Raw genomic sequence first — 16,856 nt, forward strand, 5'->3', positions numbered from 1 at the left:
GAGGGCTTGCTTCTCGCGCTTTCGCGCCCGCGCGTGCGGGGGATTTATACCCGGTGGGGAGTTAGGGACGGACAGGTATCCAGATGTCTCAGGATAGTGAATACAGCGCCGGGCAGATTCAGGTACTGGAGGGGCTCGAAGCCGTCCAGAAGCGCCCGGCCATGTACATCGGGTCGACCGATACGCGCGGTCTCCATCATCTCGTCTACGAAGTCGTCGACAACTCCATTGACGAGGCACTCGCCGGTTACTGTGACACCATCGAGGTGGTCATCAACGGGGACGGGTCGGTGTCGGTCAGCGACGACGGCCGCGGCATCCCCGTCGACACCCACGAGGAGTACGACCGACCGGCCGTCGAGGTCATCATGACGGTCCTCCACGCCGGAGGGAAGTTCGACAGCAAGTCCTATCAGGTGTCGGGCGGCCTCCACGGCGTCGGCGTCTCCGTCGTCAACGCGCTCTCGAAGTGGCTCGAAGTCGAAGTCAAACGCGATGGCGCGGTCTGGCGACACCGCTTCGACCACGGCGAACCCGAAGACGACCTCGAACGGATTCGCGACATGGCCGACGACGAGGAGACGGGCACCGAGATTCGGTTCTGGCCCGACGACGACATCTTCGAGACGACCGAGTTCACGTTTTCGACGCTCGAATCGCGACTCCGTGAACTCGCCTTCCTCAACCCAGGGGTCGAAATCACGATTCGGGACGAACGGCCCGACGACCCCGAAGAAATCGTCGAGTCCACATTCGAGTACGAAGGCGGCATCAAGGAGTTCGTCGAGTACCTCAACGAGACGCGCGACGTGCTCCACGAGGACGTGGTGTACTTCGCCGACGAGGAAGACGACATCCACGTCGAAGTCGCCCTACAGGCGACTGCAGGCGTTCAGGGGTCGATTCACGCCTTCGCGAACAACATCAACACCCGCGAGGGCGGGACGCACCTGACGGGGTTCAAGACATCTCTCACTCGCGTCATCAACGATTATGCGACCTCCAACAGCATGCTGTCGGACCTGGAGGGCACGCTGAAAGGTGAAGACATCCGGGAGGGGATGACCGCGGTCATCTCGGTCAAACACCCCGACCCGCAGTTCGAGGGACAGACGAAGACCAAACTCGGCAACAGCGAAGTTCGCGGCATCGTCGAGGGTGCCGTCCACGAGGAGTTGGCGACGTACCTCGAGGAACACCCCGACACCGCAGAAGCCATCATCTCGAAAGCCGTCGAAGCGGCGAAGGCTCGAAAGGCCGCCAAGAAGGCCGAGGAACTCACGCGTCGGAAGTCGGCACTGGAGTCGACGAGCCTTCCCGGCAAACTTGCGGACTGTCAAACGCGTGACCCCGAGGATTCGGAGTTGTTCGTCGTCGAGGGTGACTCCGCAGGTGGGTCGGCCAAACAGGGCCGAAACCCCGAATACCAGGCCATCCTCCCGATCAAAGGCAAAATCCTCAACGTCGAGAAACACCGACTCGACCGCATCCTCGAAAACGACGAGATTCGGAACCTCATCACCGCCATCGGGACGGGTATCGGCGAGGAGTTCGACATCGAGGAAGCCCGGTATCACAAGATAATCATCATGACGGACGCCGACGTCGACGGCGCCCACATCCGGACGCTGCTGTTGACGTTCCTGTATCGGCACATGACGCCGCTCATCGAGGCCGGCTACGTCTATGCCTCCCAGCCGCCGCTGTACCGCATCCGGTACAAGGGCGAGACCTACGACGCGATGACCGAGGCAGAACGCGAGGAAATCGTCGAGGACATCTGTGACGGCAACCCCTCGCAGGTCCAGCGGTTCAAGGGCCTCGGCGAGATGAACCCCGAACAGCTCTGGGAGACGACGATGAACCCCGAGAACCGCATCCTCAAGCAGGTAACCATCGAAGATGCGGCCGCGGCCGACCGGATGTTTTCGGTGTTGATGGGCGACGCAGTCGAACCGCGAAAACAGTTCATCAAGGAACACGCCGACGCCGCCGAATGGGTCGACATCTGAGAACGAACGACGAGAAATCACCAGTTCACACATGAGTTCAGAGACACCCGAACCCCCGGACGAACCCGCAGACCGAATAGAGCCCGTCCGCATCGAAGACGAGATGGAGCAGTCCTACATCGACTACGCGATGAGCGTCATCGTCGGGCGTGCACTGCCCGACGCCCGCGACGGCCTCAAACCCGTCCAGCGACGCATCCTGTATGCCATGTCGGAGATGGGCGTCACCGCCCACGCCGGCCACCGCAAGTCCTCGTCGATTATCGGCGAGACGATGGGTAACTATCACCCACACGGTGACAGCGCGATTTACGACGCCCTCGCCCGGATGGCACAGGACTTCTCGCTTCGCTACCCGCTGGTCGACGGGCAGGGTAACTTCGGGTCGGTCGACGGCGACCCGCCGGCAGCGATGCGGTACACGGAGGCCCGGATGGCCCCCATCGCCGAGGAACTGCTGGCGGACATCGAGAAGGACACCGTCGACTTCGAGAGCAACTACGACGACCGGCTTACCGAACCCGCAGTGCTGCCCGCGCGGGTGCCGAATCTGCTAGTCAACGGCGCCTCGGGTATCGCGGTGGGGATGTCGACGAACATCCCGCCGCACAACCTCGGCGAGATTATCGACGCCTCTATCCACCTCATCGACAACCCCGACTGTTCGGTGTCGGACCTCATCGACACGCCGAACTCCGAGGGGTACGTCAAGGGGCCCGACTTCCCGACGGGCGCGAAAATCGTCAACCGCGAAGGGTTGATGAACGCTTACACCGAGGGGCGAGGCCGACTCCGCGTGCGGGCGGACATCGACGTGGAGTACACCGACCGCGGCGGCGACCGCATCGTCATCAACGAGATGCCGTACCAGCAGAACAAGGCCCGCCGCATCGAGCGCATCGCCGACGACGTCCAAGAGGGCAAAATCGAGGGCATAAGCGACATCCGCGACGAGTCCGACCGGACCGGTATCCGCGTGGTCATCGACTGCAAGCGCGGCGCGAACGTCGACGTGGTGAAGAACCAACTGCTCGAACACCACCTCGAGAACACGTTCTCGGTCATCTCGTTGGCGCTCGTCGACGGCCAACCGCGAGTGTTGAACCTCAAGGAGATGCTCGAGCAGTTCGTCGAGCATCGCCGCGAGGTCGTGCGCCGACGCTCACAGTTCGAACTCGAGGAGGCCGAAGACCGCGCCCACATCCTCGAAGGTCGACTCGTCGCCTTGGGCAACGTCGACGACGTCGTCGAACTCATCCGCGGCAGCGACGACCGCGATGCCGCAATCGCCGGACTGGAGACCGAGTTCGAACTGTCGACGGAGCAGGCCGAACACATCGTCCGAATGCAGTTGGGGTCGCTCACCTCGATGGAGGCCGGCGAGGTCGAAGCCGAGTACGAGGAGGTACAGGCCGAAATCGAGCGCCTCGAAACCATCCTCGGCGACGAGTCGGAACTGCTCGGGGTCATCAAAGACGAGCTCCGCGAAATCAAAGACGAGTACGGCGACGACCGCCGAACCGAAATCATCGAGGACGCGGGGTCGGTCACCCGCGAGGACCTCATCGCCGAGGAGGAAGTCGTCGTGGTCGTCACCGAGGAGGACTACGTCAAGCGGATGACGCTCGCGGAGTTCGACACTCAACACCGCGGTGGGAAGGGCATCATCGGGACGCGCCCCAAGGAGGGCGACCGCGTCTCGACGGTGTTCACCGCCTCGACGCACGACTACCTGCTCTGCTTTACGAATCAGGGGCAGGTGTACCGCCTGAAGGTGTTCGAACTGCCGGAGATGGGCCGGACCGCTCGGGGCACCTCGGCGGTCAACGTCCTCGATTTGGACGACGGCGAAGAGATCACTGCGGTCGTCAACACCGACGACATCGACGACGGGTACCTCGCGATGGCGACCCGCGGTGGCTACGTCAAACGGACCGCGGTCTCGGACTTCGAGAACGTTCACTCCGGCGGCATCCGTGCCGTCCGACTGGAAGAGGGCGACGCGTTGGTCGACGTGGAAGTCACCACCGGCGATGGCGACCTGCTTATCGGAACACGAGGGGGGATGACCATCCGCTTCGACGAGGCCGACGCCCGGCCGATGGGTCGGTCCGCCCGTGGCGTCAACGGCATCAAACTCCAAGACGGCGACGAAGTCGCCGGACTCGTCGCGGCGAAACCCGACGACGGCCGCGACCTACTGACGGTGACGCGGAACGGCTACGGCAAGCGGACGCCGCTGAGCGAGTATCGCCAGCAGTCCCGCTACGGGAAGGGCCTCATCGACATCAAAACCGACGAACGCAACGGCCCCGTCTGTGCCATCAACGCCGTCTCGACGGGTGACGGACTCGTCATCATGAGCGAGTCTGGCCAAATCATGCGCACACACGTCGACGAGGTCTCGGAAGTCGGCCGAAACACGAAGGGCGTCGTCGTGATGCGTCTCGACGATGACGACCACGTCGCTGGCGTTGACGTTGTCGACAACACCGGGGACGACGGCGACGACGAAGCGTCTGCCGAGGAGACGGACGACGAGTAATCGTCGACATCTCTGTCCACTTCGCAACCGTTTTGTACGGTAGTGCGTACCACTATCCATGTCAGACGCGGACGACAACGAATTCGGCGAGTTCGGCGGGCGTTACGTCCCCGAACCGATGCTCGAACCGCTCGAACAGTTGGCCGGTGCGTTCGACGACATCGTCGATAGCGAGGCGTTCCAAGCGGAGTTCCGGCACGTCCTTGAACAGTACGCCGGTCGGCCGACGCCGCTGTTCCACGCCGAGAATCTCAGCGAGGCCTACGGCGCCGACATCTACCTCAAACGCGAGGACCTCCTCCACGGCGGCGCACACAAAATCAACAACGCCGTCGGGCAGGCGCTGTTGGCGAAGAAGGCGGGCAAAGAGCGCATCATCGCAGAAACCGGTGCCGGTCAACACGGCACCGCGACGGCGATGGTCGGTGCGCTGTTCGACCTCGACACCGAGATTTACATGGGGAAGAAAGACGTCGAGCGCCAGCAGATGAACGTCTTCCGGATGCGCCTGATGGGTGCCGAGGTCAACGAGGTCACCCGCGGCGGGTCCGGGTTGGCCGACGCCGTCGACGCCGCCTTAGAGGACTTCGCCGAGAACATGGACGACACCCACTACCTCGTCGGCAGCGTCGTCGGTCCCGACCCGTTCCCGCGGATGGTCCGGGAGTTCCAGTCTGTCATCGGGAAGGAGGCCCGCGAGCAGGCCAAAGAGCAAATCGGCGGGCTCCCGGACGCTTGCGTCGCCTGCGTCGGCGGCGGGTCGAACGCAATCGGCCTATTCCACGCCTTCCGGGACGACGACGTGGACTTCTACGGCGGCGAAGGCGGCGGTGAGGGTGCCGACTCGAAGCGCCACGCCGCACCGCTTGCGGCCGGCAACGAGGACATCATCCACGGGATGAAGACGCGTGTCATCGACGACGATGTGGAGGTCCACAGCGTCTCCGCCGGACTCGATTATCCTGGTGTGGGCCCGGAACACGCCATGTTCCGTGCGGTCGGCCGCTGTGAGTACCGCGGCATCACCGACGACGAGGCGCTGGCCGCGTTCCGGGACCTCTCGGAGTTGGAGGGCATCATCCCGGCGCTGGAAACCGCCCACGCCGTCGCGTTGGCCGGCCAACTGGCCGACGAAGGCAACCACGACACCATCGTCGTGAACCTCTCCGGTCGCGGCGATAAGGACATACAGCAGGTCGCGTCGATGCTCGACCTGTAGCGTCCGTTGTCTCCGCTCGGCTTCAGAGAATCACTTTTCCGAGGCCACTCGCAATTAGCTCGACGGCCAACTCCGCGGTCCGGTTGTGGGAATCGAGAATTGGGTTGACTTCGACCACCTCCATCGACCGGACGGCACCGGTGTCGGCGATGAGTTCCATCGCGGCGTGTGCCTCCCTGTACGTGACGCCACCACGGACGGGCGTCCCGACGCCAGGGGCCTCGTCGGGGTCGAGGAAGTCCATATCGAGGCTGACGTGCAGCGCGTCGACGCCGCCGAGCGCTGCGTCGATGGCGTCTTCGATGACCGGGACGAGCCCGCGGTTGTCGATGTGGCTCATCGTGAACGCCGTCACGTCGCTGTCGCGAATGGCGCGACGCTCCTCGTCGTCGATGTCCCGAAGACCGACCATCGCGATGTTCTCCTCGTCGATATCCGCGTTGGCCCACCCCTTCTCGGCGAACGCTCCACGACCGAGCATGGCTGCGACGGGCATCCCGTGGACGTTCCCGCTCGGAGACGTTTCCGGCGTGTTGAAATCGCCGTGGGCGTCGAGCCAGAGGACGCCGATATCCTGGTCCGCGCTCGCCCCACCGACGCTGCCGATGGCGATGGAGTGGTCGCCGCCGAGGACCAAGGGGAGGTCGCCGTCGTCGATGGCGTCGGCGACGGCGCTCTCGACCCGGCGGCACACCCACCGCGTCTCCCGGAGGTACTTCGCTCGACCCTCACCCGGCGTTTCGGCGTTCGGGTCACGGCCTTCCGGGCGCGGGACAGGCAAGTCACCAGCATCGTCGTAGGAGAGACCGACGTTTCGGACGGCATCGGAGAGACCGGCGTACCGAATCGCCGACGGTCCCATGTCGACGCCACGGCGGTCCGCGCCGAGGTCCATCGGCGCACCGATTACTCGGAGGTCCATACCACCGGTACAGTACCGACCGTCTAAAAACCGCCGCCAGTGGCCCTTCACGTCAGCGACCGTGAGGAAACCGAACGCCGCCGAAACGCCACTCCCCCACCGTCGGGTTTAAGGACGGAACTATCGAATGATAGCTTATGTCATCAATCGAGCTCACCCCCAGCCAGAAGACGATTCTTCAGGAGCTCATCAACCTTCACCGTGAGTCCGAAAGCGCCGTCAAAGGGGAAGACATCGCCGAACAGGTAGACAGAAATCCCGGAACGATTCGAAATCAGATGCAGAGTCTGAAGGCACTCCAGTTGGTCGAGGGTGTACCCGGCCCGAAAGGCGGCTACAAGCCGACGGCGAACGCCTACGATGCGCTGAAGATACAGGAGATGGATCAAGCGGCGGACGTTCCCTTCCGACACAACGGCGAACTCATCGAAAGCGCGAACGTACAGGAAATCGACCTCACGAGCGTCCACCACCCCGAACTGTGTCGCGCCGAAATCAAACTGCAGGGCTCCATCGCCGATTTCAGCGAAGGCGACGACATCACCGTCGGGCCGACCCCGCTGTCGCGACTCCTCATCGCCGGGACCATCGAGGGCAAAGACGACACGAACAACAGCCTCATCCTCACTATCGACAAGATGGAGGCCCCGGCCGGAAACGAGGAGGCTGCTCACTGATAGCGAATCACAACCACCAGAGGGAAGTCGAATCGGCAACTTTCGCCAGCCACGCGGTTCCAACAGGTTTGTATCGCAGGCATCCCGACTGCCTTACATGACGGACGATGTCGTCGTGCTTGGGTCCGGCTATGCCGGCACCGGCGCGGTCAAACGGCTCGAATCGGAACTCGACGGAGAGGCGGATATTACGTGGGTGTCGGACGTCGACCACCACCTCGTTCTCCACGAATCCCACCGCTGTATTCGTAACCCCGAGGTACAGGAGAAAATCACGTTCCCGGTGTCGGAGATCAAATCGCCGTCGACCCGGTTCGTACAGGGCCGCGTCGAGGGAATCGACACCGAGGACCGCCAGATTACGCTCGACGACGACTCCACCATCGACTACGACTACCTCCTCGTCGGCTTCGGCTCCCAGACTGCCTTCTTCGGCATCGACGGCCTCAAGGAACACTCGTTGACGCTGAAGTCACTCGACGACGCCCTCGAAATCCACGAGGCCATCACCGAGGCTGCCCGGGAAGCCTCCCGGAACGACCCCGCACAGGTCATCGTCGGCGGTGCCGGCCTCTCCGGCATCCAGTCGGCCGGTGAAATCGCGGAGTTCCGCGACAAACACCGCGCCCCACTCGACGTCCACCTCGTCGAGGGGCTCGACAACGTCTTCCCGAACAACGACCCCGTCGTGCAGGCGAAACTCCGCAAACTGCTGGAGGAGAAAGACGTCGAGATTCACACCGGCGAGTTCATCGGCGAGGTCGACGAGGAAACCGTCTACGTCGGCGACGAGATGGAACTCGACTACGACGTGCTGCTGTGGACCGGTGGCATCACCGGCCAAGACGCCGCCGAGACGGCCGCAGTCGACAAAGACGAGCGGAGCAACCGCATCGAATCCGCCTCGAACTTCCAGACCTCAGACGAGCGGGTCTTCGCCCTCGGCGACGCCGCGCTCATCGACCAGCCCGGCCAGGAACAGCCCGCACCGCCGACCGCACAGGCCGCCTGGCAAGCCGCCGAGGTTGCCGGCGAGAACATCGCCCGCACCATCCGCGGCCAGCCGCTGAAGGAGTGGGAGTACGACGACAAGGGGACGCTCATCTCCGTCGGCAGCAAGGCCGTCGCTCACGACGTGAAGGGGCTGCCCGTCGACACTTTCGGCGGCCCCGCCGCGAAGGCGCTGAAGAAGACCGTCGCCGCACGCTGGATCAAGACGGTCAACGGGTTCGCCGACGCCGCGAAAGCATTCCCGGACATGTAAAACGACCTTTTTCCACGGCGCGCGGAGTGCGCCGGGAAAAACGTCGATGAAAAAGACACGTCGGCCCTCCTTACAGTCGGGCCTCGGTCCCGCGCTCCCTTCGGTCGCGCGGCGGAACCGCTTCGGCGAGCTCCGCGCGCCTCGCGGATGCTTTCGTATTGGTACTTACTCCGAGAGCGACAGCCCCGCGTGCCAGTGGTCGACACCGGCCTCGGCTTTCCTCTTGTCCATCTTCGACAACAGCGCCGCCGCGAGCGAGGCCGTTTCCGCGGCCTTTCGCTGGCCCTCGGTTCTGAACTCGCCGGTGACGCGGTTGGCGTAGACGGTACAGACGGCTCCGGCACGGAGACCGTACAGACTCGAAAGTGTGAGGATGGCGCTGGCTTCCATCTCGAAGTTCAGGACCCCTGCCTCTTGCAGTCCCTCGATTCGCTCCTCGGCCCCGGCGGCACGGAACCCCTCGAATCCCGGCCGTGACTGGCCGGCGTAAAACGAGTCCGTCGAGCAAGTGATACCCAGGTGGTAGTCGTGGCCGAGTCGCTCGGCGGCGGTCACGAGCGCCGTGACGACCTCGTCGGCGGCGGCCGCCGGGTAATCCTCACGGACGTACTCGTCACTCGTCCCCTCCTGTCGGACCGCTGCCGTCGTGATGACGAGGTCACCGACGGACGCCTCTTCCTGTATGGCCCCACAGGAGCCGACCCGGATGAACGATTCGGCACCGATGCGGGCGAGTTCCTCGACGGCGATAGCGGCCGACGGCGAGCCGATTCCGGTCGACGTGACCGCGAGCGGTTCGTCGTCGTACGTTCCAGCGAGCGTTCGGTACTCGCGGTGGGACGCTCGCTCGCGATACTCGTCCCAGCAGTCCGCGATTATCTCGACGCGGTCTGGGTCGCCCGGGAGGAGTACAGGTCCTTCGATGTCCCCGTCGGCGAGTTCGACGTGATACTGCTCGTCGTCGTTCGGGTCCTCGCTGTCCCCAGTCATTCGAGATGCTCCATCGTGATGGTGTTCGGGAGCAGTTCACCGAGCGTGTACGTCGTCGGTCCATCCTCTCCCTCACAGATAACGCGGAAATCAGCGGCACAGAACTCCGACAGCGACTGTCGGCACATCCCACAGGGTGTGACGCCGTCCCGGCGGTCCGAACTGACCGCGACCGCTTCGAACTCCCGGTGGCCCTCCTCTATGGCTTTCGACAGCGCCAACTCCTCGGCGTGGACGCTGTTGGAGTAGTTGGCGTTCTCGATGTTACAGCCGGTGTACACCGATCCGTCGTCGGTTTCGAGGGCTGCCCCGACGTAGTACTCCGAGTACGGCGCGTAGGACCGCTCGACGGCCTCGCGGGCGATTTCGAGTAGTTCCCTGTCGTCCATACGCCGGGTCTCGGCCGCCCGGCGCAAATACCTGCCGTCGAAAGCGACGGCGGGGCTACGACACGTCGTCGATGGCGGCGGTAACGACGTCTGTGACCTCATCGACGAGCGCCTCGACATCCTCGCTTTCGGCGTAGATACGGACGTACGGTTCGGTGCCGCTGGGACGAACGAGCGTCCAGGCCGCGTCGTCGAAGGTCAACCGGACGCCGTACTCGGTGTCGACCGATGCTTCGGGAAACGTCTCCGGGAGCCGAGTTTCGAGAGCGTCCATCGTCGCCGCCTTTCGGTCGTCGGGACAGTCGACGCTCACCTTCCGGTAGGGGCGTTCGGTAATCGGAGCTTTGAGGTCGGGGAGGCCGTCGCGGGCGACCAACGCACCGACGACCGCGGCGCTGGCGACGCCGTCTATCCACGGTCCGAAATCGGTGTGGACGTGTTTCCACGGCTCCGCTGCGAAGACGACATCTGTGTCAGCCGTCCCCGTATTCCGGGCAGTGGCGACGCCTTCGTGAAGCGCGCCGAGCCGGACCCGTTCGATTCGGCCACCGTGTGACTCGACGTGTTCGTCGATGCGCGCCGAGGCGTTCGGCGTCGTCACGACGACCGGGTCGGCGGCGTCGCTTTGGCGGGTGTAAAAGCCGGCGAGCATCGCGAGGACGGTGTCCTCGTGGACGACCTCGCCCCGCTCGTCCACGATCACGATGCGGTCTGCGTCACCGTCGTGGCCGATGCCGAACTCGAAGTCGCCGTCGGCCACGAACGCCCGAAGGTCTTCGAGGCTCTCGGGTGTGGGCTTCGACTCGCGTCCTGGGAAGTGGCCGTCGACGTTGGCGTTGAGCGCGACGACGTCGGCACCGAGCGCCCGGAGGACCTGGGGGGTCGCGACGCTCGCCATCCCGTTGCCGCAGTCGACGGCGATTTTCGTGTTTTCACAGTCACCGACGGCTCGACGCGTGTACTCGACGACGGCGTTCCGATAGTCGTCGAGAACCTCCTCGCGGGTCGAATCGCCCCACGTGTCCCAGTTGGCCAGCTCCGTTTCGGCGTCGACGCGTGACTCGACCGCCTCCTCGGCCGTGCGGTCGTACTCCGTTCCATCGACGAACAGTTTCAGACCGTTGTCTTGCGGCGGGTTGTGACTCGCCGTGACCATCACGCCGCGACGCCCCCGGGAGGCGTAGGCGAGCGCCGGTGTCGGGACGCGACCGACCCTGACGACCTCGGCACCACCGCTTGCTATTCCGGCCTCAACCGCTGCGACGAGCGCCTGGCCGGATTCGCGGCCGTCGCGGCCGACGACGAACGTCTCGCCGTCGACGGCCGCGGCGCTGCCGACAGCGAGCGCGAGCGACGGCGTCACTGTCGTCGTCACGTCGCCCCGAATCCCGGCGGTCCCGAACAGTTCCATACCCGGAGTTGTGCGGCGGGTACACTTCAATAGTGGCGAACGACAGTTCTCCCGTCCGAGGACCCTCACGCTGTGCTTCGACCTCGGCGGACTGCCGGCGTTCGTTCAGAGCACGGGCTCTCTGGCTTCGGTTTCGTATATAAATCGTCGGCTGCCCGAGCGGCCGCCCTATGCGATGTCGCGGCTGGTGTCGATGTCGACCTCGTCGGACAGTTCCAGTTTGATGACGTCCGAAAGTGCCTGTCCGCCGCGGAACTTGGGGACTGCGAGGCGGTTCTCGATGCGGTCACCCTTCACCGAGGTGTCGAGTTGAAACACCAGATCCGCCATGTGTTCGGTGGTGTCCCGGAGGTCGGGGACGTTGCGGCCGTCGAGACAGTGCAGGACGGCGAGCCCACCGGTGTTGTAGATGTGGTTCTGCAGTTCGTTCATGAAGTTCCGATAGCGGGTCGGCTCCTGGCGTTCGAGCACGTCGGCGGGGTCGATAATGAGGTTTGAGGACTCCGGAAGCGCGGAGACGAGTTTCGTCGCGTTGTCGAGCGGTGCATCGCCGGTCACGTCCCGGACGGTCGGGTCTCCCGTCATCGTGTTCGAGTTGTCGATGCTGTTGGAGACTGAGTCGCCTGTTCTATCGAGGGAGAGATACAACGTCCCGCGAGTGGCCGTGAGTTCGTACAGGAACAGTTCCGCTTGGCTCGCAGGCTGGGCGGTGAGCGCCACAATGCTCCCGGCCGGAATCCCACCGTTGAGCTTCCGGTCGAGAACGTTGATTCCGGTCCTGAGGCGCTCGCTCATCTGTTGCTGTTTGCATGTCCACCTGATTAAACCTTCTGGCAAGGTTGTGTGTTGATTCGGCAAGACAGCGGTTGGGACTGCAAACCACGGGAGCGGTGTGCGGAGTCCGGTCGGGTCGGGAGATTCAAGAGCGTCCGGGGCGGGTCTTTCGGTAATGCGCCACGATTACCTGATAAGCGCGAAGCAGCTGTCGCGTGGCGATATCGAGGCGGTGTTGGACCGCGCCGCCGAAATCGCCGACGACCCCGGCGCGGTCGCCCACTCCCACGACAACGACCTCCTCGGGTTGTTGTTCTTCGAGCCGAGCACGCGGACGAAGATGTCCTTCGACACCGCGATGAAGCGGCTCGGCGGCGACACCGTCGACATGGGGAGCGTCGAGTCCTCGTCGGTCAAAAAGGGCGAGTCGCTGGCCGACACCGTTCGCGTCATCGAGGGGTACACCGACGCCATCGTCCTCAGACACCCCTCCGAGGGCGCCGCGAAACTGGCCAGCGAGTTCGTCGACGTGCCCGTCATCAACGCGGGCGACGGCGCGGGCCAACACCCCACACAGACCCTGTTGGACCTCTACACCATCCGCGAGAACGCCGGCTTCGACGACCTCACCATCGGCATCATGGGCGACTTGAAGTACGGTCGGACGGTCCACTCGCTTGCCCACGCGCTGACGAACTTCGACGCCAGCCAGCACTTCATCAGCCCCGAGAGCCTGCGCCTGCCGCGTAGCGTTCGCTACGACCTCCACGAGGCAGGCGCGCAGGTCCGCGAACACACGGACATCGAGAACGTCCTCGAAGCACTCGACGTGCTGTACGTCACCCGTATCCAGCGGGAGCGGTTCCCCGACGAGAACGAGTACCGGCAGATAGCGGGCGAGTACCGCATCGATGCCGAACTGTTGGAGCAAGCCAAGGACGACCTGACGGTGATGCACCCGCTGCCGCGCGTCGACGAAATCGCACCCGAAATCGACGAAACGGAGTACGCGACGTACTTCGAACAGGCACACAACGGCGTCCCCGTCCGAATGGCACTGCTCGATTCAATCCTATGACCGACACAGAACTCCGCGTCTCGAAAATCGAAAACGGCACCGTCATCGACCACATCGCCGGCGGGCAGGCGCTCAACGTCCTCGCCATCCTTGGCATCGACGGCTCCTCCGGCGAGGAGGTCTCCGTCGGGATGAACGTCCCCTCCGACCGCCTCGGCCGCAAGGACATCGTGAAGGTCGAGGGGCGAGAACTGAGTCAAAACGAGGTCGACGTGCTGTCGCTCATCGCGCCCGCTGCGACCATCAACATCGTCCGCGAGTTCGACGTGGTCGAGAAACACCGCGTCTCCCGCCCCGAGAGCGTCCTCGGCGTGCTGTCGTGTCCGAACGCCAACTGCATCACCACGGAAAACGAACCCGTCGAATCGCGCTTCGACGTCCTCGATGAAGGCGTCCGCTGTGCCTACTGCGACACCATCATCAGGGAGTCGCTGGCCGCACACATCAGCGTCGCGTAGGGCGCGACGGGCCGACCGCAGTCTGCCGGGGGAAAGACTATGCCGTTCGGGTTCGTCCGTGATACTGTATGTCGAAGAAAGCCATCGCGCTGGTCCTCCTCGCTGCAGCAGTCCTGCTGTACGTGAAGAAACAGTAAGCGTACCGCCACCCAACTACTCTTCCGAACGACTTACCCACGCCGAGTGCCGACTACGTGTATGTACGGCGTCGTCACGCGAAACGAAGAGGAGGCGCGCTGGCCGGAGTTCGACCGCGCGTTCTACGAGGTGAAAGACGTCTCGGGACGCTCTGCGGACCCCATCGCGGATGCGGTGAGTATGGTGTCGTGTTTCGGTGACAACGCTGCCGCCGAGGGCAACGAGGATATCGTCCCCGTCAACCCCGATGGCCAACGCGCAACCCGCGAGCGGACGTACTTCGATTGGGCCTACGTCTGTCCGACCCACGAGGGCTACCGAGACGGCCTACTGGAGATAATCGAGGACTGCGCCGAAGTCAACCCCGACGTTCGGCTCGACGACATCGGCTTCCCGCGGGCGGAGTACTGCTACTGTGACCGCTGTAACGCGGCCTTCGAGTCGTGGGTCGAGACGCGGCACGGAAACGGGGAGGGCCCGCCGCCCGAGGAGACGACCGTCGAGGACCGCTACGAGTGGCGCGCAGCGGTCATCACCGAGTTCGTCGAAGCGGCCGCAGACCGGATTCCGGGAACCACCTACATGACGCTGTATCCGGACCCCTACGAGGGCCACCTCTACAAGCGCGCCGGCATCGACCTCGACGCAATCGAGGAGTACGTCGACGAGTTCGTCGTCCCGCTGTACGACACTCACTACGGGACGACATACTGGCTCGAGACCATCGCCAGCGGGTTCGCCGACCGCCTCGAGACGCCACTCAGCATCGAACTCTACGCTGTCGACGTGGACATCGACGATTTGATTCACGCCGCGGAAGTCGCCGGCGAGTACGGCGAGTCGGTGCTGTTCGGCTACGACGCCTCGACGGCGCGGGCACTGTTGCGACGAATGGACGCCGACGAGAGCGACGGCGTCGAGTGGTAGTCAGGCGACCGCGCGTGCGGCGTCGATGAGGTCCTCGCGGTCGCGGGTGTCCTCGGGGACCGACGGCGGGTCGAACCACCGCGCCGCGCTGATTTCGTCGTCGGGGTCGGCTATCGCCGTGTCCGTCGTCTCCGCCCGCGCACAGAACACCGGGAGGACGCCCCACGTCCGGTGACCCCCACAGGTAATCTCGACGCGGTTGAGCATCGCCAGGCCGTCGTAGACCGCATCGACGCCGGCTTCTTCCTGCAGTTCCCGCTCGGCTGTCTCGCGGAACGACTCAGCGCCGTCGACGCCACCGCCCGGGAGAACCCACAGATCGACGCCCTCGTGACGAACGAGGAGAACCTCCCCCGACGGACGGTACACGAGCGTGTGGGCACCGTAGGGTGCGCCGCTGCGCTGAATGCGTTCGGCGAGCGTCCGGAACCGCCCGCGTGAGACGTGTTTGCGGTAGGTCCGTTCGAGGAGACCTTCGCCGTAGGCGTCGACGGTTCGATGGTAGGCCTGTGCGGCGCGCTGTTCGGCCTCGTCGGCGAGATACCAGAGGCCGTCGACAGTCGTCACGGCCTCGTCACCTCCTCCGAAGCGGGGAGAGAGGGAGGGCGGCGTGTACGAACGGCAGGGACGGTCATACACGGCCGTTCGTGCCACCGTCCCAAAAGCCGTTCGAACCGGGAAACGACGGGCTTTTTCCGCACGGGCGAGAATCCGCGGGTATGGCATTCGAGAAGGGCGACAACGTCGTCTTCCACGACAAGCACAGCGAGTACGACGGCGAGACCGGTGAGGTGACGCAGGTCTCCGAGACGATGTTCGGCGACAACACCTACATCGTCCAGTTCGAGGAAGGACAGGAAGCGGGTATCCCCGAGGATTCCTTGGAAGCCGCCGCTGACGAAGACGACGAGGAGTGAGCCGATGAGCGCCGTCCCGTTCCACTACGTCGACCTGCGCGCGTTCTGTTATGCGACGGAGGACGAAAAGCGGGTCGAGGCGGCGCTGCGGACGTTTCTCCCCGAAGACGTCGATATCGAACGCGAAGAGACCGAGGGCCACCACGGCGACCGTATCCTCGTGTTGTCGGTGCGACTCGAACGCGCCGACGAGGTGCGGCACGTCCTCTCGGCGTTGGCGCGGCTGGAGGACTTCCAGCGACTCATCGACGAACTCGACCAGCGCGTCGACGACAACTGCGCCTTCTTCATCCAACTCGACAAGCAGGCCGCCTACAAGGGCGACGTCGAACTCGGGACGGGGCTGATGCTCCGCGGCAAGGTCGAAGCCTACCCCGCCAAGAAGGAGAAGGCGGTCGAGACGGCCGAGGAGGCGCTTCAGGAGTTGGCCGAGGCCAGCGACTGACTACGCGTTGCGGTCCATCAGGGCCCCCATCGCGGCCCGCTCGGCTTTTCTGAGGTGTTCGGAGGCGGTGCCCGGCGCACAGCCGAGCCGTTCGCCGACCTCCTCGACGGTTCCCGCCCGCGGAACGTCGTAGTAGCCCACGTCGAACGCCGCGACGACGGCCTCGTACTGCCGGTCGGTGAGGTCGACGCCCGAAGTCAGTTCGGGCGTGTCGTACTCCCCGACGCGTTCGATATCGACGCTGGCGGCCGCCGGGACGTCTTCCAGAGCCGTCTGCAGCGCCTCGGGTTCGCCGACCGCGGTCAGTCGGGCCGTGCCGTCGCTGTGGAACTCCACCGGCGGAATCACGAGCAGCCCCGGCCGCTGGAAGGCGTCCTCCAGTCGCATGTCGAATTCGCTGGACTGCTCTCTGATGTAGGCGTAACAGGACTCCTCGTCGAGTGGTGTGATTCGATACTCCACGATGCGGTCTGTCGCCTCCAGCGCGTCGGCGTAGGCTTCGCGGTCGCCCTCGACGTAAAACAGCATCGTCGCACGGCCGTCATCGGTGCGGTGGCTGTGGAGCAGTTGGTCGTTGACGAGCGCCTCGTCTCGCGTGAGTCGACGGTGGACCGGGTGCATCGCCCGTTCTTCGAACCGCAGGGTACAGCGGAGGGACTTCATCGTTGCGGGACGTTCGCCCGCGCTCAA

At 64.4% G+C, this 16,856-nt stretch carries 17 protein-coding genes; 10 read left to right on the forward strand and 7 right to left on the reverse strand.

Annotation, left to right across the window (positions count from 1 at the left end):
• Window positions 1–83 precede the first annotated feature (83 nt).
• From gyrB to trpB, 3 genes are read left to right on the forward strand one after another with little or no spacing between them, the layout of a single operon-like run.
• Window positions 84–2,012, forward strand: coding sequence for a DNA topoisomerase (ATP-hydrolyzing) subunit B (gyrB, locus tag HWX69_RS12055; RefSeq protein WP_178917348.1), 1,929 nt, complete (start codon window positions 84–86; stop codon window positions 2,010–2,012).
• Window positions 2,013–2,043: 31 nt separating this feature from the next.
• On the forward strand, window positions 2,044–4,557 hold the full coding sequence (gyrA, locus tag HWX69_RS12060) for a DNA gyrase subunit A (protein WP_178917349.1): 2,514 nt from the start codon (window positions 2,044–2,046) through the stop codon (window positions 4,555–4,557).
• Between the two features lie 58 nt (window positions 4,558–4,615).
• On the forward strand, window positions 4,616–5,776 hold the full coding sequence (gene trpB / locus HWX69_RS12065; RefSeq protein WP_178917350.1) for a tryptophan synthase subunit beta: 1,161 nt from the start codon (window positions 4,616–4,618) through the stop codon (window positions 5,774–5,776).
• Window positions 5,777–5,798: 22 nt separating this feature from the next.
• On the opposite strand, the gene rocF is transcribed toward trpB, so the two are convergent.
• Window positions 5,799–6,698 carry an arginase gene (rocF, locus tag HWX69_RS12070; RefSeq protein ID WP_178917351.1) on the reverse strand — a complete coding sequence of 300 codons (900 nt, stop codon included), beginning with the start codon at window positions 6,696–6,698 and terminating at the stop codon, window positions 5,799–5,801.
• 137 nt (window positions 6,699–6,835) lie between these two features.
• Between rocF and HWX69_RS12075 the strand changes: the two genes are divergently transcribed.
• Entirely contained in the window at window positions 6,836–7,375 is a 540-nt protein-coding gene (locus HWX69_RS12075) for an Rrf2 family transcriptional regulator (RefSeq protein WP_156708154.1), read from the forward strand.
• Between the two features lie 97 nt (window positions 7,376–7,472).
• The gene (locus HWX69_RS12080) at window positions 7,473–8,639 is read left to right on the forward strand and encodes an NAD(P)/FAD-dependent oxidoreductase (protein ID WP_178917352.1); all 1,167 of its coding nucleotides are present in this window, start codon (window positions 7,473–7,475) and stop codon (window positions 8,637–8,639) included.
• A gap of 165 nt (window positions 8,640–8,804) precedes the next feature.
• Here the strand turns inward: HWX69_RS12080 and HWX69_RS12085 are convergent, their stop codons facing one another.
• The 4 genes from HWX69_RS12085 to HWX69_RS12100 form a co-directional block, all read right to left on the reverse strand.
• Window positions 8,805–9,629 carry a nucleoside phosphorylase gene (locus tag HWX69_RS12085; protein WP_178917353.1) on the reverse strand — a complete coding sequence of 275 codons (825 nt, stop codon included), beginning with the start codon at window positions 9,627–9,629 and terminating at the stop codon, window positions 8,805–8,807.
• Window positions 9,626–10,018, reverse strand: a complete 393-nt coding sequence (cdd, locus tag HWX69_RS12090; protein WP_178917354.1) for a cytidine deaminase — start codon at window positions 10,016–10,018, stop codon at window positions 9,626–9,628. The genes HWX69_RS12085 and cdd overlap by 4 nt, the downstream gene beginning before the upstream one ends.
• Window positions 10,019–10,073: 55 nt before the next feature.
• Window positions 10,074–11,429 carry a phosphopentomutase/phosphoglucosamine mutase gene (locus tag HWX69_RS12095; protein WP_178917355.1) on the reverse strand — a complete coding sequence of 452 codons (1,356 nt, stop codon included), beginning with the start codon at window positions 11,427–11,429 and terminating at the stop codon, window positions 10,074–10,076.
• Between the two features lie 168 nt (window positions 11,430–11,597).
• The gene (locus tag HWX69_RS12100) at window positions 11,598–12,224 is read right to left on the reverse strand and encodes an RAD55 family ATPase (RefSeq protein ID WP_156708149.1); all 627 of its coding nucleotides are present in this window, start codon (window positions 12,222–12,224) and stop codon (window positions 11,598–11,600) included.
• A 154-nt stretch (window positions 12,225–12,378) separates the two neighbouring features.
• On the opposite strand from HWX69_RS12100, the gene pyrB reads away from it, so the two are divergent.
• The 3 genes from pyrB (at window position 12,379) to HWX69_RS12115 (ending at window position 14,804) form a co-directional block, all read left to right on the forward strand.
• Window positions 12,379–13,281 (forward strand): aspartate carbamoyltransferase, encoded by a 903-nt coding sequence (gene pyrB / locus HWX69_RS12105; protein ID WP_178917356.1) that lies wholly within the window; start codon window positions 12,379–12,381, stop codon window positions 13,279–13,281.
• Window positions 13,278–13,739, forward strand: a complete 462-nt coding sequence (gene pyrI / locus HWX69_RS12110; RefSeq protein WP_156708147.1) for an aspartate carbamoyltransferase regulatory subunit — start codon at window positions 13,278–13,280, stop codon at window positions 13,737–13,739. Before pyrB ends, pyrI begins: the two co-directional genes overlap by 4 nt.
• 198 nt (window positions 13,740–13,937) lie before the next feature.
• Window positions 13,938–14,804: an alpha-amylase family protein gene (locus tag HWX69_RS12115; protein WP_178917357.1), complete on the forward strand. Its 867-nt coding sequence runs from the start codon at window positions 13,938–13,940 to the stop codon at window positions 14,802–14,804.
• Here the strand turns inward: HWX69_RS12115 and HWX69_RS12120 are convergent, their stop codons facing one another.
• The gene (locus HWX69_RS12120; RefSeq protein ID WP_348643014.1) at window positions 14,805–15,371 is read right to left on the reverse strand and encodes an NUDIX hydrolase; all 567 of its coding nucleotides are present in this window, start codon (window positions 15,369–15,371) and stop codon (window positions 14,805–14,807) included.
• A gap of 152 nt (window positions 15,372–15,523) precedes the next feature.
• Between HWX69_RS12120 and HWX69_RS12125 the strand changes: the two genes are divergently transcribed.
• Both HWX69_RS12125 and HWX69_RS12130 read left to right on the forward strand, forming a co-directional pair.
• Entirely contained in the window at window positions 15,524–15,721 is a 198-nt protein-coding gene (locus tag HWX69_RS12125) for a DUF1918 domain-containing protein (protein ID WP_178917359.1), read from the forward strand.
• Between the two features lie 4 nt (window positions 15,722–15,725).
• Window positions 15,726–16,166, forward strand: a complete 441-nt coding sequence (locus HWX69_RS12130; protein ID WP_178917360.1) for an RNA-binding protein — start codon at window positions 15,726–15,728, stop codon at window positions 16,164–16,166.
• Here HWX69_RS12130 and HWX69_RS12135 read toward each other — a convergent pair whose 3' ends face one another.
• The gene (locus HWX69_RS12135; protein WP_178917361.1) at window positions 16,167–16,829 is read right to left on the reverse strand and encodes a helix-turn-helix domain-containing protein; all 663 of its coding nucleotides are present in this window, start codon (window positions 16,827–16,829) and stop codon (window positions 16,167–16,169) included.
• Between the last annotated feature and the right edge of the window lie 27 nt (window positions 16,830–16,856).

It is taken from the genome of Natronomonas gomsonensis (genome assembly GCF_013391635.1).
In the GTDB taxonomy this organism is placed as follows: domain Archaea; phylum Halobacteriota; class Halobacteria; order Halobacteriales; family Haloarculaceae; genus Natronomonas; species Natronomonas gomsonensis_A.